General features: G+C 73.3%; 15 protein-coding genes. All 15 read right to left on the bottom strand.

Annotated features, from left to right (window positions below; translation table 11 throughout):
• Position 1 precedes the first annotated feature (1 nt).
• Positions 2-799, bottom strand: a complete 798-nt coding sequence (locus BCF44_RS21215; RefSeq protein WP_116176106.1) for a hypothetical protein — start codon at positions 797-799, stop codon at positions 2-4.
• Positions 796-3,075, bottom strand: a complete 2,280-nt coding sequence (locus BCF44_RS21210; RefSeq protein WP_116176105.1) for a hypothetical protein — start codon at positions 3,073-3,075, stop codon at positions 796-798. Before BCF44_RS21210 ends, BCF44_RS21215 begins: the two co-directional genes overlap by 4 nt.
• Positions 3,076-3,078: 3 nt before the next feature.
• Positions 3,079-4,548, bottom strand: a complete 1,470-nt coding sequence (locus BCF44_RS21205) for a baseplate J/gp47 family protein (RefSeq protein ID WP_116176104.1) — start codon at positions 4,546-4,548, stop codon at positions 3,079-3,081.
• Positions 4,545-5,087 (bottom strand): hypothetical protein, encoded by a 543-nt coding sequence (locus BCF44_RS21200; protein WP_116176103.1) that lies wholly within the window; start codon positions 5,085-5,087, stop codon positions 4,545-4,547. Before BCF44_RS21200 ends, BCF44_RS21205 begins: the two co-directional genes overlap by 4 nt.
• Positions 5,088-5,097: 10 nt before the next feature.
• Complete coding sequence (locus BCF44_RS21195; protein WP_116176102.1) at positions 5,098-5,457, bottom strand: hypothetical protein; 360 nt, start codon at positions 5,455-5,457, stop codon at positions 5,098-5,100.
• Positions 5,457-7,469 (bottom strand): hypothetical protein, encoded by a 2,013-nt coding sequence (locus BCF44_RS21190; protein ID WP_116176101.1) that lies wholly within the window; start codon positions 7,467-7,469, stop codon positions 5,457-5,459. Before BCF44_RS21190 ends, BCF44_RS21195 begins: the two co-directional genes overlap by 1 nt.
• A 15-nt stretch (positions 7,470-7,484) precedes the next feature.
• On the bottom strand, positions 7,485-8,003 hold the full coding sequence (locus BCF44_RS21185; protein ID WP_147328568.1) for a hypothetical protein: 519 nt from the start codon (positions 8,001-8,003) through the stop codon (positions 7,485-7,487).
• 10 nt (positions 8,004-8,013) lie between these two features.
• A complete protein-coding gene (locus BCF44_RS21180) occupies positions 8,014-8,505 on the bottom strand; it encodes a hypothetical protein (protein WP_116176099.1) in 492 nt (163 codons plus the stop codon).
• Positions 8,502-10,364 carry a hypothetical protein gene (locus tag BCF44_RS21175; RefSeq protein WP_116176098.1) on the bottom strand — a complete coding sequence of 621 codons (1,863 nt, stop codon included), beginning with the start codon at positions 10,362-10,364 and terminating at the stop codon, positions 8,502-8,504. Before BCF44_RS21175 ends, BCF44_RS21180 begins: the two co-directional genes overlap by 4 nt.
• A complete protein-coding gene (locus BCF44_RS21170; RefSeq protein ID WP_116176097.1) occupies positions 10,361-13,015 on the bottom strand; it encodes a hypothetical protein in 2,655 nt (884 codons plus the stop codon). Before BCF44_RS21170 ends, BCF44_RS21175 begins: the two co-directional genes overlap by 4 nt.
• Complete coding sequence (locus BCF44_RS21165) at positions 13,012-13,218, bottom strand: hypothetical protein (RefSeq protein ID WP_116176096.1); 207 nt, start codon at positions 13,216-13,218, stop codon at positions 13,012-13,014. Before BCF44_RS21165 ends, BCF44_RS21170 begins: the two co-directional genes overlap by 4 nt.
• Before the next feature lie 16 nt (positions 13,219-13,234).
• A complete protein-coding gene (locus BCF44_RS21160) occupies positions 13,235-13,696 on the bottom strand; it encodes a hypothetical protein (protein WP_116176095.1) in 462 nt (153 codons plus the stop codon).
• 12 nt (positions 13,697-13,708) lie between these two features.
• Positions 13,709-14,905, bottom strand: a complete 1,197-nt coding sequence (locus BCF44_RS21155) for a hypothetical protein (protein ID WP_116176094.1) — start codon at positions 14,903-14,905, stop codon at positions 13,709-13,711.
• 49 nt (positions 14,906-14,954) lie between these two features.
• On the bottom strand, positions 14,955-15,887 hold the full coding sequence (locus BCF44_RS21150) for a hypothetical protein (RefSeq protein ID WP_116176093.1): 933 nt from the start codon (positions 15,885-15,887) through the stop codon (positions 14,955-14,957).
• An 83-nt stretch (positions 15,888-15,970) separates the two neighbouring features.
• On the bottom strand, positions 15,971-18,661 hold the full coding sequence (locus BCF44_RS21145; RefSeq protein ID WP_170217659.1) for a helix-turn-helix transcriptional regulator: 2,691 nt from the start codon (positions 18,659-18,661) through the stop codon (positions 15,971-15,973).
• Between the last annotated feature and the right edge of the window lie 3 nt (positions 18,662-18,664).

Below are 18,664 nucleotides of genomic sequence, written 5' to 3'. Positions count from 1 at the left end.
CTCAGGCCCCTTCGTCGTCGGGATCGGCCAGCGCGGCGCGGCCGACCTCGGGCCGATCCTCCAGCTTGATGAAGGTCCGCTCCTCGCCCTCGGCCGCCGGCTCGGGCCCCTCGTCCTCGGCCGCGACCGGGTTGTGCAGGTCGGCCTGCTCCTTGCCGTGCCCGTCCTTCTCGCCCTCCTTCTGGCTCTCCTTGTCCTTCTCCTTGTGGTCCTTGTCCTTGACCTCCTTGGTGTCCTTGCCCTCCTTGTCCTTGCTCTCCTTGGTCTCCTTCTCGGCCTTCTCCTTGGTGTCCTTGGTCTCCTTCTCCTTCTCCTTGGTCTCCTTCTCGGCCTTGTCCTTGACCTTGGTGTCCAGCCGGCCGTCGATTTCGTTGATCTTGGTCTGGAGCTCCTGCACGATGCCGAACAGCTCGCGGCGCAGCTCCGCCGTGCAGTTGCTGGCGGTGTGCAGGTCGTGCGAGATCTGGTCCAGGTCGGCCTCGATGCTGTGGAACCGGAGGTTGAAACCGATCTCCTCGGGCGTCTGCCCGCCCTGCACCACGGTCACGCCGTCGATGAAGTCGGGGTGCACGAACGACCGCACGAAGGTCAGCGCGCACTCCGGGGCTGTCTGGGCGACCTGCGTCTGAAAGACGAACGGCGGGGTCACGACCGCCGCCTTGGCCACCGCCTCCGACCGGGCGACGCCGCGCCCGACCAGCGCGATGACGTCGGACTCGGCCATGCCGGTGGCGCGCAGCGCGTCGACGACCTTGGCCGCCGGCACGCCGTAGACGAGTTGGTCCGCGGGCTCGCTCACGTCGTTTCTCCTTGTCCTGCCGGCGCGGAGCGCGCCAGGCGGTAATGCCGATAGGAACGGGCCGCCGAGGGCCGTAGCGGTGTGGCCTTGCCGGTGCCGTCCACGTCCACGTGCTGCCGGCGGAGCGCGAAGGTGTCGGCGCGAACGCCCACCGGCGTGGCCAGCTCGACGATGTTGAGCAGGTGCTCGTACTGGCGCAGGGTCAGCAGCACGCCGTCGGGCAGGGTGGGACGCCACACGTACGGGTCGTTCGCGCCGGTGCGCTGACTGACCACGCACGACACGATGCTGACGCCGTTGCCGGCGAACGGAACCGTGACGCGCACCCCGCGCCGCGGCTCCAGTCCGGCCGGCGTCGAGGTGCTCAGCGCCCGCACCTGCCACCGGTGGATCAGCGTCTGCTGCGCGGCCAAGTTGCAGCCGCCCAACGGAAGTCCGGCCACGCCGAACATCAGCGCCAGCGTGCCCGCGCTCGTGGCGATCGCCACGACGCTGCTCGCGCCGGCCTGCGCCGCCGCGGTGAGCAACGGGCTCAGCTGGGTCGGCGTGGCGATCACCGCCGCCGTGAGAGTGGCGCCGAGGTCGAAGATCGCGTAGTCACGGTCCGATCTGGACGCCAGTTGCCGCACGAAGTCGGCCACCGCCGTCACCCCCGGTATGCCCCGACTGTCCAGCGCCGCGCCGAGCCCGGTCACCGCGGCCGTCGACTGCGCGGTGGCCAGCAGGGTGGCCGGCGTCGCCACCGGCGTCAGCTGCGAGGCGGCGAGGGCCTGGATCACCGCGACCATGGGAACGTCGTGGTTGGGATCGGTGCCGGAGACCAGCCGCGCCGCCAACGTCAGCGGGACGGCGGCCTCCGGGCCCGGGGTCACGTCGACGACCAGCGATCCCATCAGCGCGGCGCTGACGAAGACCGTCCCGTCGGCGGCCTGTTCGGCGGTGCGCAGGCCACTGGCCTTCAGCAGCCACACGCCGGCCGGGTCCACGGACCTCGGCTGCGGCACCAAGGTCGGATCCTTCAACGCCGTCGCGGCGGTCACCGCGGCGTCCAACTGGGCCGCGACCGGAGCGGCGAGCGTGGCGCCGAGGCCCAGTTCGAAACGCGAGCCGCCGGTGTCGCTCTGGCCGCCGAGCAGCTTCGGCCACGGCCGCGCGCCCAGCTGGACGCAGCGGTCGTTGAGCCGGGTCAGCGCGGCGGCCAGCGCCGGGGCGACCGGCTGGCCGTCCGGCAGCTGCCACGTCGCCAGGGCCGCACGCTGCTTGGTCGTGGCTGCCACGACATCCGGCGGCAGCAGGCGCTGTCCGTGCACGGTGTCGCCGGTGGCGCTGCCGGCGGGCCAGATCAGGTGCACCCGTCGGATCGCGTCGAACAGCGCCGCCAGCGAACCCGGGCTGCCCGGGGCGATCACGCGCATGGCCAGCAGCTGCGGGTTGACCGATTCGTCCACGGTGACCCGGGTGATCAGGCCGACGTCGGCCATCAGGCCGGTGCCGGGCGTGCCGGCAGCCCCCGGACCGTTGACCGCCGAGTCGATCCACGGGGTGCTGGGCAGCCTCAAACCACGCAGCACGCGGAGCCGGGCCCGGTAGGACGCGTCGTCCTCGCGGGTGCCGGGCGGTTGCAGTGGCCGCGTGCCGGGGCTGAGTCGGGTGGTGTCCCAGAACAGCTCGTCGGCGAAGCGTGGGCAGGACAGGTCGTCGCCGATGCGGTCCAGCGCGTTGCCGGTCGCGGTCGCCAGCGCCCGCGTCGCCCGGACGTCCCGCGCGACCCGCCGCAGCCGGCCCTTCTCGTCCAGCAGGACCGTCAGCAGCCGGCCCAGGATGCCCTGCACCAGCTGGATCCGCACGGTGGCGATCAGGTCCTGCGCGCTCAGCGTGGCCGCCGCCCGCACGCCCTGCACCAGCACCGTGCACGGCGACGCGACGCCGTCGGTGGTCGGCGGGACGGCGGCCACCAGCGTGGTGCCGGCGACGCTACGCGGCGCGAACGTCACCACCGGCTGGGGCACCGGCGCGCCGGTGGCGGGCTGGAGCGCGGGCGTGATCGTGAGGGTGTCGCCGTTCAGGTCGGTGAGGAGCGTGACGACGATCAGCGGGAACCGGGTGGACACGTCCACCACTGCCTGGGCCTGTCCCTTCGGCGAGGACGCCGGCGAGGGTTGCAGCGTCAGCGGCCGGGGCGTGGCCGCGTCCGACAGCGGCCCGATCAGCTCGGCGGCCGCCGCGGCGAGCGCCCCGGCGCCGACGCCGTTGGGATCGAGGACGTTGGTGGTCATGGCTCACCGCACCGTCAGCTTGTCGGGCGCGTCGACCAGGACCGCGATCTGGTCGGCGCCGAGCAGGAGGTTCTCGTCCAGGCCGAGGACCCCGTTGTCCGGAGCGGTCTGGCCACCGGACCCGACCCCGTCGACCGGGTTCGGGAACCGCACCAGGTGCAGCTGGCCGACGTCGACCACGCCGGGCTCCGCCATCAGCGCGGCGGTGATCGCGGCGGCCCGAACCGGTTGCGACAGCTGCAGTCCGTCGACGACGGCGTGCAGCCGGGCGGCCAGCCGCTGCTTGAGGGCCAGCGCGCTGGGGCTGGAGTTGCGGGACGCCACCGAACCCGCCGGCAGCGGCACACCGGACGTCTGGATATCGGCCTGCACCGCGAAGAAGACCTGTTCGGCCTGCACCACGTCCGGGAAGATGCCGATCGGCCGCACGTCGCGGATCGCCTGCTGCACGGCGGCTCGCAGCCCGGTCGGGCCGGCGAACACGGCCGCGTCGGTCGGCGCCACGAGCACCGTGACGAAGAACGGCGACGACAGGTCGCGGTCGGCGGCGAACACCCGCTCCAGGAAGTTGAACTGGCCGAAGATGGACTGCGACAGGTCCAGGCCGCCCCAGCCGTCGCGCACGGCGACCTGCCGCACGCCCGGCACCAGCGCGACGGTCGCCGCGATCGACTCCGGCGTCCACACCGACCTCGGCGCGGCGAGCAGCAGCGCCCGGTAGCGGTCGTCGTCGAACTGCCCGTTGCCGCCGGTCAACGCCTGCGTGTGCTGGATGCGGACCAGGCCCTGGCCGACCGCCGACGCCCCGACGGGGAACTTGGCCAGCGCGTCCGCCGCGAGCATCGCCGCCAGCTTCGTGTCGGCGATCTCCCACCGGTCGATGCGCTGCGGGTGGCCGCCGGTCGCGTCGGTCACCGCCGGGTCGATGTTGCCGACCGGGCCCGGATCGAAGCTCGTCACGGGGACCGGGATCGAGGTCAGGCCGCCGGCGAAGGTCGCGCTCGCGGCCAGCGCGATCCGGTGGCCGCCCGGGGTGGTCAGCCGAGAACCGCGCGGCAGCACCAGTTGCGTCACGCCGGTCGGCAGCGCCTGCGCGAGGGTGAGTGTGACGGTGCCGGTCGCGGTGAGGAACGGCCGGGCGATGCCGAGCTCCGCGCCGAGGTCGGACAGCGCGCGCCCACGGGCGGTGCCGACGAAGCAGTCGTCGTACTCGGCGGCCAGCGACGCCCAGGTCCGCGCGTCCTCCAGGGCGGTGATCTCCAGCAGCTTGCGGACCACGCTGCCGCTGGACAGGTCGAGGTTCGGGTCGATCAGCTGCTGCGCCAGGGCGATCTTCTCGGCGAGCAGCCGGGTGAACGGCTTGGGCAGGAAGCCGTCGGCGGTGACGCCGAAGTTCGGGCTGGCGGAGGACCGCGTGACCGTCACGTCGACGGCCAGCACGTCGGTGAGGTCGAGGCTCGTGCCGTCGGTCATCGGGTCACCACCAGGTTGACGCCGGGGGTGTCCAGCACGCCGAAGGCCGCGCCCGAGGCCAACCCGCCGGTGTCGACGGTCACCGGATCGCCGGTGACGGACTCGAACGTGACGGTGACGTTCATGACCCGCGACGCCTTGTCGGGCGGCGACACGGTCGCGTCCACCACCCGCCGCACCCTCGGATCGGCGGCCACCAGCTGGACCACGGCCGCCCGCAGCGCCTCCCGCGCCAGCACCGGCGAGGTCTGGTCGACCAGCGGCCGCAGCCCGAGGAAGCCGAACTGGAGGTTGAACGGGTCGCTGCCGCGCAGGGTGGTCAGCCCGATCGCGAGGTCCTGGTCGAGCGTGTCCACCCCGTCCACGAGGGCGAGGTCGACGCCGGTGGCGGCGGTGCGCAGCACCAGGTCGCGGGCGATGTCGATGGTGGAGACGAGATCGGCCCGCACGCCGATGCCCAGCAGCGCGCGGCGGCGGACGGCGGAGTCGTCGCCGGGCGGTGCGCCCGGCGGCGCCGGCGGCGGTGGCAACGAGGTCATCGATGCTCCTTCACGAGGCGGTGAGTTTGGTCTGCCCGGCCGACACCGTGACGGTTGCGGGAGGCGGTGGGGTCTGGGAGGTGGCGACGAGGGAATCCAGCAGCACCGGCGTGTTCGCCACGGTGACCTTCGTCGAGCTGCCGCCACTGACCGGAGTCGTCACCGTGCAGGGGCCGACGACCGTGCCGGCCTGGAAGCTGCACCCGACGTACGGTCCGAGCAGGGCAGCGGCCGTGAACGGCAGCACCGGTTTCCCGTCGACGGTGAGCTTTGCCGTGCTGGACAACGCGGCCTTCCCGTGATCGGGCGGCGGTTTCGACGCCGGGTGGCCGCAGGTGACCGAGCCGGCGATCGTCACGGGCGACGGCATCAGCTCACGTCCATGGTGCCGTGGGCGTCGAGCTTCACCCGGACGTTCTTGGCGTTCAAGGCGATGTCGTCCTGCGCCTCGAACGTGATCGAGGTGCCGGTGACGGTGATGCTGCCGTCGCCCTTGAGCACGATCCGTGCGACGGTGTCCGCCCCGGACCGGCTCTCGATCACCACGCTGCCGGCCGCGGCGTCGTCGCCGGGCTGCGGGCGGCCCGGGGCTCGGGTCAGGCCGTCGGTCACCCGCAGCACGAACCGCGCGGTCTCGATCACCCGCGTGCCGCCGGCGTCGATCAGGTCGTGCGTCGCCGGGCCGTCCGTGGGCAACTGTTTCGTGCTGTCCGCAAGGTGTTCGCGCTGGTCGATGTTCACCGGCAGCGCCAGCCAGTAGTCCCCCGGCTGGGCGTTCGGGCCGCCGTCACGCGGCCATACCGCGCCGATGTCGACGAAGTCCCCGGGCCCGCCGCCGGCGTTGCCCAGCACCACCCGCGTGCCGGGATAGCGCGGCAGCACCAGCCCGTAGCTGCCCCAGGCGAACGGCGTCAGGTACGGAATCCCTTGCAGCTCCCCGTGTTGCTCCTCGGTGATGGGGGTGCGTTGCGCCGCGCCGGGCGAGCCGTCCGGCGTCACGTCGGCGTACCAGACGTCGCTGGTGTGCCGAGGCGCGGCGCCGACTACGTGATCGTGCACGATGCCGAGTCGGGACTGGCGCGCCGCCGACAGCCGCGCGGCAGTACCCCGCACCATCGAGTGCACGGCGGTGGCCGCCCCGTGAGCGCTGTCGGAGTACGGCGTGCCCGCCTTCTGCGGCGCCTTCGCCGGCCGGGCCTCGGTGGGGCCGACGTGGTCCCAGCCGTCGTCGTTGGGGCCCAACACCATCGCGTGGAACGTGGTGAGGAAGCCCTGCTCACGGGACAGCGTGTGCGTGACGTCGGCGATCCGACACAGCGACGGCTCCGGGTCCGGGCCCGCGCCGCCGAGCAGCGAGCTGGGCACCGCCGACAGCAGGGTCGCGCCGATGCTCGGCGGTTCCGTGGTCGGGAAGTCCTCCGGCGGCAGCGCCACCGCCACCAGGTCGCCGGGCTTGATGTCCGGGCGACCCAACGCCGTCACGGACAGCGTGAGCCGGGCCGGCGGTGTGTCCGGTCGGCCGTTGCCGACGGCCAGTTCGCGGTCGCGGGCCGTGCCGCGGTCGACCAGCAGCAGGCCGCTGCGGTCGTCCAGCGGCCGCAGCACGTCCAGCCTCGGCGTGGTCCCGCCGGCGGTCCACTCCCCCACGTGCAGCGTGTTGTCCCGGATCATGCCGACCTCGAGCCCGTACAGGCCGAGGACCGCCCGCACCTGCCCGATCTGAGTGGTCATCGCGTTCAGCGCGGTCCCCGGATCGACGTTGGCGATCTTGGCGACGTCGACACTTCCCTCATCGGGATGCGCGGCCCGCTCCAACCCGTGCCCGACAACGGAGATCGCGTCGCGGGCGATGCCGGCGACGGACGCCGCCAGGTCGCGGAAGCAGCGGCCCTCCACCCGGCGCTCGGCCAGCCGCGACCACACCAGTTCACGGCCGGTGATCACCGCCTCCACGAAGCGGGCGCCGGCGCGCCGGCGCAGCCGGTCCACCCGGATCACCGCCACCAGGCTGAACGGCGGCGGGTCCGAGGTGGCCGCGCCGAAGGGGCTGTCCAGGCCGGTGAACCGGGCCAGGTCGCCGAGCACGCCGCTGGGCGCGTTCTTCCACCACAGGTGCAGGTCCGCGGACACCGGCCGGCCCGCGGGCAGCCGGATCCGGGCGTAGTCGTCGTCGGTCATGCCCTCCACGACGATCTCGTAGCTGCCGCCGGCCAACCCCGTCGGCAGGGTGGCGCGCACCGAGCCGTAGTAGACGTCGCTGCCGATCGTGCGCAGCGTCTGCCCGGTGGTCTCGTCGCGGAACACCAGCGCCCAGGCGGGGACGGTGCCCGTGGTGACGGCTCCGCTGCCCGCGTTGGCGGAGGCAAGGCTGAACAGGCTCATCGGAAGCTCCTGCCGCTACGGTTGCGGGATGCTCGGGTCGCCGACCGGCGCCGGTGGTCCGGCATCCGGCGCGGGAGTGAGGTCGCGCCAGCGGAACGCGATCCTGCTGCCGAAGCGGCCGGGACTGCGCAGCGTGCCGGCGGTGATCACCAGCCGAACCACGGTCACCTCGACCACCCCTACGCCGACCGCGGCGAGGCGGGCCGGGACGCCGAGCACCACCGGCACCGTCTGCCCGACCCCGCCGGCCACCACCAGGGTCAGCCGCGGCCACGCGCCGCAGTCGTCCCGCAGCGCGGTGAGGTCCGACGGGTTGGGCGTGCCGGTGTCGAACACGACTGCCGTCGGATCCGCGTTCAGCACGGCCGCTGCCACCCCCAGCGGCAGCGCCAGCACCAGACCGCGGTTGCCGTCCAGGTCGATCCGGGCCGGCAGGCCGGCGGCCAACTCCTGTTGCACGGTCTGCGAACCGTCGTCGCCGGCGGCGGGCGCGTCCAGCAGCGGACGGCTGATCAGTGCGGGCAGCACGGGCATCCTCGACCCCTTAGAACGGCAGCGCGTCGGTCAGCGCGCCGACTCCGATGGACGACACGTCCAGCAACTTGGCCAACCCGTTGGGGCGCGGCAGGTGCAGCATGCGCAGGCTCACGTCGATCGTGTCCCGCCGTTGCGACGTAAGGGAGAACGACAGCGACTGCACCGCCAGGTCGGTCCGGATGGTCGCCGTCGTCACCAGCACCAGCCCGCCGACCGCGCCCCGGGTCAGCCGCGACAGCGCGGTGCCCTGACGGCTGGATTCGGCCAGGTTCTCCAGCGCTGCCTTCCAGGCGAACCGCAGCGGCCCCACCAGCGTCGCGCTCAGCGAGATGGTGTCGTCGTGCGTCACTACCGCCACCCGCTGGCGCGTACCGCCGACCTGTGGCACGAAGTACGACTGCTCGATCGACAGCTGGGACACCGCCCACAGCGGCACCGGCACCACGCCGTCGGACAGCACCGCGCTGGGCGTGTGCAGGTATGGCTCGAAAAAACTCATGGCGCACCCCTCCGATTGCCGGGCTTCTCGCCGGCGGGCCGAAAGCCGCGCAGCCGTCGCGTGGGCAACTTGCGCACCGCGGACTCGAGGTCGGCCAGGTCGATCTGGAACTTCTGCAGCCGCTCGGAGAGCTCGGTCAGCTCGCCGCCGGTGTTGCTGACCACGCGCCGGATCCCGCGTGGCGCCAGGATCTTCGCGATCCGCGCCTGCACCACGTCCGACTTGATCTGCTCGGGCGGCAGCCCGTCGACCTCGTCGCTGACCAGCGCCGAGGCCTCGCGGGCGCGGACGATCGCCTTGCGCAGGGCGGGCGGCAGGTCGCGCTGCCGCAGGATCTCCTCGAACGCCGCCACGTCCTCCGCGAGGTTCTTGCCGAAGTTCTCGATGAGGCTGGTCACCCCGGACAGCCCGGCCGAGGACAGCGTCTTGTTGTCGGAGAACCAGATCTCGCCGGTGGCCCGGGCGACGACGACGAAGTCCGTGCCCGGCTCGGTCACCAGCAGGTCGGGCGCCTTGAGCACCCAGAAGTCCTTGCCGAGCTGGAACACCGACCCCAGCTCGCCGAACAGGCCGCGGACGTGGGATCCCATGATGCCCAGCACGTAGCCGCGCAGCCGGACCGGCCGCTTGCCCGCCGCGACCCGTCGGGCGGAGGCTTCGAGCCAGGCGCCGGCCAGGTCGAGCAGCTGGGTGGGCGAGTCGGCCGCGAGGTCGCGCAGCAGCTGGCTGTCCCCCAGCTGCTTGACGATCGCGCCCTTCGGCGGCAGCCCGAGCCGCTCCGCCAGCTCGTCGAGCAGCACCTCCCGCCGCTCGCCGGTCGCGCTGTCCAGCTCGTCCTTCGCCGCCGCCCGGCGCGCCTCCCGATGCCCCTCGTTCAGCGCGCGCAGGCCCTCCTCCAGATCCGCGCGCCGCTGCCCGGTGATGTCGTTCTCGGCGGCGAACCGGTCCAGGTCCGCGAAGCGCTCGACGACCTTCGCGCCGCGCCGGGGGCCGATCTCCACCTCCGCGAGCACGAGGCCGCGGACGAACTCCGGGTCGATCGCGACGGCGCGCTTGACGGCGTCGCGCTGCCGGGCCGGCAGGTCGCGGAAGGCCTGCCGCACCTCGTCCGACGGCGGGCGGCCGTCGGCGCCGCCGCCGAGCGCGTAACCCGGGTCGGGGTCGCGAACGGCGTCGACGGCGTCCAGGGCTCGGGACAGTTCGTCGCTGCCGACTTGCCCGCGTAGCTTGTCCCGCAACGCCTTCCGCGCGCCGGGGTCGCCGCGAAGCGCGGCCGCCATCTCGTCCGGCGCGAGTTCCCGCGCGCGGACGAACGGCTTGCTCAGATCCTCCGGCAGCGACGAGATCCGCCGCGCATCGCGCAGTCTCGCCGGGGACGCGGGCGGTCCCGCGGCGGGCCGGTGCGCGTCGACGTCGAACTTCTCCACGCCGGCGAGCGGGTCGCCTTCCTCCAGCGCGGCCGCCGGCACCGGGCCCGTGCCGCTCGCCCGCCGCTTCGCCCACGCGTTGGGGTCCACCAGCTCGCGGGTGGCGTCACGTAACGACTCCAGCGCCGCTTTCAGGCCGGAGCGGTCGCCGCGCCCGAGTTGGCCGGCCAACGCTCGCTCGTAGAAGCCGTGCACGGCATCGCGCAGCCGCTGCACGCGGACCAGCGCCGCGCCCATCTCGCTCACGTACCGGTCGCCCAACACCTCGAGCGTCTCCAGCACGGCCTCCTCGAGGTGCCCCTTGACCAGCTCCTCGGGAATCCCCGCCGCGCGGGAGATGCGCTCGATCGCCACCGGCAGGTGCGGATGCTCGCCCAGCGCCGAGTGCACCCGCGCGCGGATGTGCGGGTCACGCAGATTGATCGGGCTCATCGCGGGCCCTCCCCGTCGGCATCGGGCCGCGGGTTCTCCCTCGCCGCCTGCGACAGCGCGTCGTCGATCAGCTGCGGCAGGGCCAGCACCGAGACGTCGCCGCCCTTCTCGACCTGGGCCGCGACCGCCGCGGTGAACCGCCCGATCGCGGCGGACAGCGCCAGGTTCACCAGCCAGCCCTTGGTGGCGTCGCGGACGTAGGCGAGCACGAGGCGCTGCACGGTGGCCTCGCCGAGCCGCGTCACGAGCTCCTGGATGCCGGCCCGCAGGCCGGCACGGAGCTCGCCGCGGAACAGCGAGCCGATCGCCCGGCCGCCCTTCGGCAGCTCCGGCAGGAAAGCCAGCACCGCGCCGATCCACGCGCCCCACAGCTCGGCCTCGACCTGGGCCCGCGAGATGATGTCGTCGCCGCCGAGCAGCGACTCCTGGATGCCGCGGTGCTGGTAGGCCGTCCGCAGGTTCGACACCGCCTGGGCCGCGCCGATGAGGAAAGCCGTCACGGGGAAGAACACACCGAGCAGCGGCAGCCCGGCCAGGTTCACGAACTCCAGCAGGTTGGCCTTGCCGATCTCGTGCCTGGCCAACGCGTTCAGGCCGTCGAGGTAGATCTGCGTGTCGGCGAACATCGGGCGCAGCAGCTCGTCGGCCTTCGCGTAGATGCCGGAGAGCTCGGCGGCTGCACCCTTGCCGGCCGTGTCGTGGAACGTGGCCAGCCCGAACGCGATCTCACGGTCGCGGCGCACCTGCGGGGTGCGCTTGGCGTTCTCCGCCCTGATCTCGTCCAGCAGCCCCAGGAACTCCCGGTCGATCGCGGCGTTGGTGGCGGTCGCCAGCCCCGTCAGGCCGACGCTGTCCAGCTGCTGCGCCGCCCGTAGGCGCCGCACGACGTCGGGGATGTCGGTCAGCCGGGCCAGCAGCGGGTCGATCTCGAACGCCTCGGCGCGCATCGCCTCGATCGCCGCGTCCAGGTCCGCACGGGACCACCACACGCCGTGGCGGTCCTGGATCCGGTACGCCCCGGCCCGGAAAACCACCCCGTCCCCGGCGTCGAACTCGATGGTCGGGTCGAGGCGGGCGACGAGGTCGGACGCCGCCCGGTCCCAGCCCTGCGCGAGCCCGACGACGTAGGCCGCAGGGCGGTTGGCGCTCGCCCGGGCGTTGATCCGGTCCCGCAGGTCGGTCAGCTCGCCGAGGTCGGACAGCAGGATCAGCAGCGTCGCCCGGGTCACCTCCATGTACTGGGCCTGCTCGGTGATCCGGCGCTGGATCTCGGCCGCGCTGCTCTCCATCTTGGCCAGCAGCACGTCCTGGCAGGCCGCCACGAACATCGAGCCGATCACCCGCTGCCGCAGCGGGAAGTAGAGGTTCTGGAGGTGCGTGGCCCACTGGCCGGCGTTGCCGGCGAGCGGGCAGGACAGCCGCTTGGCGCGGTCGCGGTCGAGCATCGCCTTGCTGACCGCGAACATCAGGGCGTTGATCAGCCCGAGCGCGGTGGCGGCGTGCTTGAGCTGCGACTGCCGGGCCCAGGTGGCGTCCAGCTCGCCCAGCCCTTCGAGCTGGTCGCCGATCTGGGCCAACGTCGCCAGCACGAACGACGCGGCGAACCGCCCCGGGGCCACGTCCGCCTCGAAGGCGATCTGCTCGATCAGGTCGCTGAAAACCGAGTACTCGTCGGCGTCCCAGTCCTCCAGCGCGAGTTCGTGCAGGAACGGGGAACCGGCATCGGGAATCGGGTCGACCAGGCTCTGCGTGAGCGGCGGGCAGTCGCCGTAGCCGCGGGTGCGCAGCTGCTCGACCGGGATCTCCTCGGTCAGCATGGCCACCGGCACTGTGCCGCGGGTCAGGTCGTGCGGGCTTCGCAGCCACGTCACCGCCGCGCCCCGGTAGGTGAACTCGTAGACGAGCACGGGCCGGGTCCACGGGTACCGGGCGGCGAGCTCGGCGGCCTTGGCCGCCAACCGTTTGTCCGGCGCGTGGCTGGATCCACCGCGCAGGTACCCCAGGATCAGACCGGTCAACACCCGGCGCTGGGCGGCCGCGGTGGCGGCGGTGTCCACGAAACGCAGCCCGTCGGCGCGGTGCCCGAAGCCGGCCACGGCCTCGGCCGGCCCAGCCCCCGGCGGCAGGTGGAACTCCCGCAGCGACCCGAGCGACTGCACGCCCCACGACTCGCCGCCCGGCCCCTGCTCGACCAGCCACTGCCAGGCCTCGCCGCCCCCGTTTCGGGCGATGGCAAGGAACTTCGCCGGCGGGGCGCCGCCGTACCAGGCCAGCGCGGCCAGCTCCAGCTCGTCGTCGGTGGTGAACGTCCGCAGGCTGATGGCGGTGGTGATCGGCGTGACGGTGTAGGCCGGCGGGGCCTGGGGACCGGCGAGCGCCTGCGCCGCCGCGGTTCCGACGGCGCTGTGCACGCCGGCCGTGAGCTGATCCGCCAACCATTGCGGCGCCTGGTCGCCGGTGAACCGCACGCTGACGTCCGGGCCCTCCGCGGGCCAGGACGAGCCGGCGACCGCTGACACGTCTCCGGCCCGTCGCAGGGCGCGCGTGGTGGCCTTCTGCGTCGCCGCGCCCACCAACTCCACCAGCGCGGGATGCGGCTGGTCGCCGTCGAGCTCGAGCCGGATCCGCACCGGCACCTGCACGGTCGTCACGCCAGCCCCTCCAACGCCGCGGTCAGCCGATCCAGCGCCTCGCTGACCAGCTGCTCCCGGTCGAACGGGGCCACCAGCCGCACCTCGATCTCCACCGGGAACCGCAGCACCAGCCCGTCCGCGTCGGCCACGTCGGGCGGGCCGTCCAGCGGCGGCGGGACGAGCACGCCGCTGCCGTCGTCGAGAGCCGAGTCGTCGGACATGGGAGTTCCCCTCTGGTCAGCCGATCGCCTGCGGCGGCCCGGACGTCTTGGCGCCGTGGCTGTCGGTGGCGTCGACCTGCATGGAGAAGCCGGAGAACGTCGCCTGCGGCGCACCCGTCACGGTGGCGGCCGTCGGCGAGGCGCTGGTGAGCACGCAGCGCCGCAGCACGATCGTCGAGAACGACCAGTCGTTGCCGGTCTTCTCCTGCAACGAGATGCTGAACTCGGTGCCGTTCAACGCCAGCGCGGTCAGCTGGGCGCTGGCCGGCCCGATCGCGTTCACCGTCATGGAGAACGTCAGCGAGTAGGGCTGCACCACCACGCCGACGTGCGTGCGTTCGATGCTGTGCAGCGGCTCCGCGGTGGTGGCGAAGGTCGGGGTGAACGACTGGATCGGCGAGATCTCGTGATCGACGCCCTTGTCGTCGGTGTAGTGCACCGTCAGCCGGGTGTTCCAGCTGGTCTCGGGATTCGTCATCGTGGCTCCTGCTCAGAACTGGGGGGCGAGCGTCACGTTGAGCCGGTGCACGGCCGGCCCGTAGGTGACGCTGATGAGGACGGAGACCTGCCGGTTCTGGCGGGCGGTCACGACCTGGGCCTGGTCGGTGGCGCTGCGGGCGCTGTCCGGCAGGGTCAGGATCGACAGCAGTGGGATGTTCACCGAGAAGGCGTCGATCACGCCGCCGAGCAGCAGCGGGCCGAGGATGCTCTCCACCCGCACCCGCACGGTGGTCAGGCCGGCCTTGGTGATCCGCGCGTCGCCGACCGTGCCGATCAGCCCGGCGCGCAGCTGGAACTCGATCTGGTCGATGGCCCGGCGCTCGTCGACGTAGTTGAACGCGGGATCGGCCGAGAAGGCGCCGCCGTCGCCGAAGAACAGGCCGGAGCCCGGGATCAGCGCCGGGTCGATCAGCGGGATCGCGCCCGCGGCGGCCAGCGCGGTGACCTCCGCCGGCACGTACTGCTGGGTGACCGGGACGGTGAAGCCCCGCACCTGCTTGAGCACGACGCTGGTGCTGGGCGCGTAGCCGGCGATCGCCCCCATCGCCGCCGCGGCGGCGTCGGCCACCGGAGCCGGCGTGACCGCCGCGTTGGTGGTGGCGCCGCGGGCGGCGATGAGGATCAGCCGGCCGGTCGGGCTCTTGAGCGAGCCGTAGCTGGTCGTGGCCAGCACGTCGGTGACGTACGTGGCGGTGCGGGGCAGGGTCGGGTCGATCATCGCGACAGCCATCCGGCGGCTGCCGGCGGCCGACATGTTCTCCACGTGCTCGGTGAGCGCGTGCAGGCCGGTGGCCGCGGTGGCGCCGGCGGTGGCCGCGCCGATCGACGTCTCGTTGGCCAGGCAGACGAACGTGACGTCGTCGGCGGCCTCCAGGCCGGTCAGCGCGGCGGCGTAGTTGCCGGCCGTCGGCGTGCGGACGCCGTAGATCTTGCTCGGCTGCGGGTCCTGCTGGAGCACCAGGTCGAGGCTGCTGCTCAGCGCGGTGGCCGCCTTCGCCTTGCCGAACAGGTTGATGGCGTCGTCGTGGCTGGTCACCACGAGCGGCGTCGAGGGCGGGGCGGTGGCGCCGTCGGCGTTGCCGACGACCGCGACGACCCCCGGCGCGCGCTGCGCGGTCGGGATCAGCGCGCTGGCGTCGACGGTGACGTTGACGAAGGGGAAGGCGGGTTGGACGAGAGATGTCATGCCGGTCTCCGGGCGTGGTGTTGGCGTGCGAGACGGGACTTGGTCGTCGTCACGGCAGATCCACCGTGACGACGGCGACGCCCTGGCCGGCGAGCCAGCTCCGGGCGGCGGTCAGCCGGGCGGCGCGCTGCTGGGCGGCGGTGCCGCTCGCCCCGCCCGGCCAGCCGGGATCGTCGAACAGGGACCCCGGCACGACCCAGCAGACCAGGCGGTCGTGCAGGCGTGCCGGGGCGCCGGCCGGGGCGGCCGCCGCGGGGTAGCGGGCCGCGCCCAGCCGGGCGGCCACGGTGCCCTGCAACAGCGTTCGCGGGCTCGTGGCCGCGTCGGCGACCAGGAACGACACCACGACGGGCAGGGCCACCGGGGCCGGGGCCGGATCTTGTCCGGCCGGGCTCATCCGCAGGCCGGTGACGAGCGTTTCGCGGCCGCCGACCGCGCGACCGAGGACCCGGACGTCGGTGGAACCGGCGGCGAAGGCCGCCAGCACCCCGTCCAGTTCGGTGTCGGTCAGCGGCGGCGAGTCCACCGTGGCGGCCGCGCCGCGCAGCGCCGCCCGGACCTGGTCGGGCGTCGCGGTCGCCGGCAGTCCGGCCAGCGCGGCCGCGAACGCGGCGTCCAGGTCGGGCTCGGCGGTGCTGACGCCGACGATCGTGTCGGTGACGATCGCGGTGCGTACCACGATGCTGCCGGCCCAGACCGCGTCGGCGGCCGGCGGCGGCACCGCGCCGGTGTCCCAGCTGGCGGCCACCTCCCACGGGATCGGCTCGCCGGTGCGGCGGAACTGCGCCGTCGCGCTCACGTGCGAGCCGAGCGGCACCGCCAGGTCGAACCGGTCGAAGACCGCCGTCGCGGGGGCCGTCGCCAGCGCCGGGTCGAGGTCGTAGGCGACGGTGGCGACGGCGAGCAGCGCGTCAGCCGTGAGCACGCCCGGTCGGGCCGACGGATCGGCCAGGCGCAACACGATCTGGCTGGCGGTGTCCATGTCTCTCCCCGTGCCGTTGGCGTTGCTGTTCCTCAACTCTGGCTGCCGGAGCCGGCCGGCCGCATCGGGTGGCTCCCTCGATCTCACGGTCCGATGTCGACGTGGTGTCCCTCGAACACGGCCCCTGCTCCCCCAAGGGTGTTGTCCAGGCGTGACAAGGCGTTCACCAGCTGTGTCCGAGAGTGCACGCGGAGCTTGCGGTACACCTGGGTGAGGTGGCCCTCGACCGTCTTTCGGGACAGGAACAGCGCCTCGGCCGTCTCGACGTTGTTGCGGCCCGCCGCCACCAGGCGTGCGATCTGGAGCTGTTGCGGGGTAAGCACTTCGACGGTCCTGTCGGGAGCGGTGACGTCGCGCTCGCCGGCGGCGGCCAGTTCGGTGGCGACGCGTTCGGCCCAGCCTTTTGCGCCGAGGCCTTCGAACAGGCGCAGCGCTTTGCGCAGCGACGGCCGGGCGGCGGCGGGATGACGGGTTCGGCGGAGGACTTCGCCCTCGCACAACAGGATTCGGGCCAGTTCGAACGGGTTGTCGCAGGCCTGGCGGGCGGCGGCCAGCAGTTCCACGTCAGCGTCGAGCAGGCCCTTGCCGCGCAGCGCACCTCTCAGGGGACCGGCCAGCCGCAGCGTGGCCGCCCGTTCTTCCAGCCAGGACAACACCTCCGTCGCCCTCTTCCGATGTCCACATCGGACATTTGCCTCGGCGAGATCGGCGGCGAACGGCACGACGTTCGGGTTTCCCACGCCACCCTCGAGGGCCTGCGCCCACGCGGCCTCCAGCGGCTCCAGCGCGGCTGCCGGTTCGCCGGCGCCGAGCGCCGCCAGCCCTTCGACCGCGGGTTCCAGCAGCAGGCGCAGGTCGATCCCGTACGGGCCGGCTTCCCGGCGGCTGCGGGCGATTCGTTCGCCGCACAGGGTGTCGTCGCCCCGAACGGCGTCGAGTCGCGCCAGCGCGATCAGTCCGAACGCGACGGTTCCATTGGACTCAGCGGCCTTCACGGCCTCCATGGCGTCGGCCTGTGCCGACATCCACCGGCCGGCGCGGAAGGCGAGGTCGCTGCGTACCGTCAACGCGACGGCCAGCAGCGACTGCGAACCGCCGCGCCGCAGGCGGTCGATCGCCGCGTTGACCGCCATCCGCGCCGCCTCCGGCCGTTCCGCCCACAGGTGCACGGTTGCCGCCTGCACCAACGACATCGTGTCGCCGGCGAGCTCGTCCACCGACGGCAACGCCGCCTCGCCGTCCGGCCATGCCGCCTTGTCCGGCAGGCCGTGCAAAACGCGTGCCGCCGTGGCCTGCAACCGTGCCCGCGCGGGCAGCGGCGCGCCGCCGGCGAGCGACTCGGCCTCGCCGGCGGCTTCGCAGGCCAGTCGCCCCTGGCCCAGAACTGTTGCCGGCACCGTCGCCTCGCACAGCAGCACGGCCGCCGCCACAGGGTCGTGTCGTGCGACCCTCGATGCCGCATCGGTGAGCGTGTCGTAGGCCTCCCGGTGTCGGCCGGCCACGGCCAGCGCACGTCCGGAGATCACCGTGGCGGCCGGCAGGAGACCGGGATCGGCCCGGATTGCGATGGCGTGCCGGCACCACGACACCGCCCGCTCGCCGGCCCCGTCCCGCATCGCTGACGCCGCCGCGGAGAGCAGCCGCTCCGCCTTTGCCGGCAAAGCCCCGGTGAGATCGGCCGCGCGGTGCATGAACCGGGCCGCCGCCTCATGATCGGCGCGTTCCCCCGCCCGCCGGGCGATCCCGGCGAGGCGTGTCGCCAACTCGTCATCCGGACCTGCGGTGACCATCGACTGGTACCACGCCTGCCGATCCGGCTCCGATGTAGCGGCCAGCGCGCGATGAACCGCCCGCTTGGTCGCGGTCGGCGTCACCGCGGTCAGCGCCGCCCCCAGCAGCGGGTGCCGCAGTCGGAACTGGTCGCCGACGGTCACCAAGTCCAGCCTTTCGGCGGGATCCAGGTCGTGCAACGAAAGCTCCAGCTCGGCCAGCGTCGCATCGAGCGACGCCGGCTCCAGCGGCCCGGCCACGGCCAGCACCAACAGCGCCCGCCGCGTCGCCTCGGGCAGTTCCGCCAGCACGTCGTGCCACACCGTCCGCTTCGAGGCACCGGTCAGCATCTCCAGCAGTGCCAACGGGTTTCCGCCGGTCGCCTCGACAGCCGCCGCCACCTCGTGATCGTGCGCGGTCAACCCGTGCGACCGGGCCAGCCGGCGACTGTCCGCAACGTTCAAGCCGCGCAGCGCCACCACGGGCAGCTCCGGCTCCGGGTCGGCGGGCATCTCGCGCAGCGCCATCACCAGCGCGATCCGCTCCCGCGCCAGCCGCCGCCCGACGTAGGCAAGCAGCAGCCGGGACTCCGGGTCGATCCACTGGAGATCGTCCACCAGCACCAGCAGCGGTCCCCGCTTGGCGGCCGCACCCAACACGTCCAGTGCCCCGGCGCAGACCGCCAGCACGTTCGGCGCCGGTCCGTCCGCGAGCGCCAGCGCCACCTCCAACGCCCGCCGCCGCGCTGGCGGCACCTGCGCGAAGTGCTCCCCCAGGCCGCCGAGCAGCTGCGCGGCGCCGGCGAACGGCAGCTCCGCCTCGGCCCGGCAGCCCCGCACCCACAGCACCCGGCACGACACCGTGTCCGCGAGGTGCCGCAACACAGTGGACCGCCCGATCCCCTCCTCCCCCAACAGAATCCGCGCCGACCCGCTGCCCGCCGACGCATCCGTCACGGCGCGCAGCAGCGCCGCTACCTCCCGCGTCCGTCCCAACACAGCCATGCC

Origin of the sequence: Kutzneria buriramensis (genome assembly GCF_003387475.1) — a bacterium.
GTDB classification, from domain to species: Bacteria; Actinomycetota; Actinomycetes; order Mycobacteriales; family Pseudonocardiaceae; genus Kutzneria; species Kutzneria buriramensis.
The sequence above is the reverse complement of the archived record's forward strand: the minus strand, read 5'-3'. Positions and strand labels throughout refer to the sequence as shown.

Excerpts from the sequence above, each read along its gene's own strand:
- BCF44_RS21210 (WP_116176105.1), bottom strand. The coding sequence starts at position 3,075 with ATGACCACCAACGTCCTCGATCCCAACGGCGTCGGCGCCGGGGCGCTC.
- BCF44_RS21205 (WP_116176104.1), bottom strand. The coding sequence starts at position 4,548 with ATGACCGACGGCACGAGCCTCGACCTCACCGACGTGCTGGCCGTCGAC.
- BCF44_RS21200 (WP_116176103.1), bottom strand. The coding sequence starts at position 5,087 with ATGACCTCGTTGCCACCGCCGCCGGCGCCGCCGGGCGCACCGCCCGGC.
- BCF44_RS21195 (WP_116176102.1), bottom strand. The coding sequence starts at position 5,457 with ATGCCGTCGCCCGTGACGATCGCCGGCTCGGTCACCTGCGGCCACCCG.
- BCF44_RS21190 (WP_116176101.1), bottom strand. The coding sequence starts at position 7,469 with ATGAGCCTGTTCAGCCTTGCCTCCGCCAACGCGGGCAGCGGAGCCGTC.
- BCF44_RS21185 (WP_147328568.1), bottom strand. The coding sequence starts at position 8,003 with ATGCCCGTGCTGCCCGCACTGATCAGCCGTCCGCTGCTGGACGCGCCC.
- BCF44_RS21180 (WP_116176099.1), bottom strand. The coding sequence starts at position 8,505 with ATGAGTTTTTTCGAGCCATACCTGCACACGCCCAGCGCGGTGCTGTCC.
- BCF44_RS21175 (WP_116176098.1), bottom strand. The coding sequence starts at position 10,364 with ATGAGCCCGATCAATCTGCGTGACCCGCACATCCGCGCGCGGGTGCAC.
- BCF44_RS21165 (WP_116176096.1), bottom strand. The coding sequence starts at position 13,218 with ATGTCCGACGACTCGGCTCTCGACGACGGCAGCGGCGTGCTCGTCCCG.
- BCF44_RS21160 (WP_116176095.1), bottom strand. The coding sequence starts at position 13,696 with ATGACGAATCCCGAGACCAGCTGGAACACCCGGCTGACGGTGCACTAC.
- BCF44_RS21155 (WP_116176094.1), bottom strand. The coding sequence starts at position 14,905 with ATGACATCTCTCGTCCAACCCGCCTTCCCCTTCGTCAACGTCACCGTC.
- BCF44_RS21150 (WP_116176093.1), bottom strand. The coding sequence starts at position 15,887 with ATGGACACCGCCAGCCAGATCGTGTTGCGCCTGGCCGATCCGTCGGCC.
- BCF44_RS21145 (WP_170217659.1), bottom strand. The coding sequence starts at position 18,661 with ATGGCTGTGTTGGGACGGACGCGGGAGGTAGCGGCGCTGCTGCGCGCC.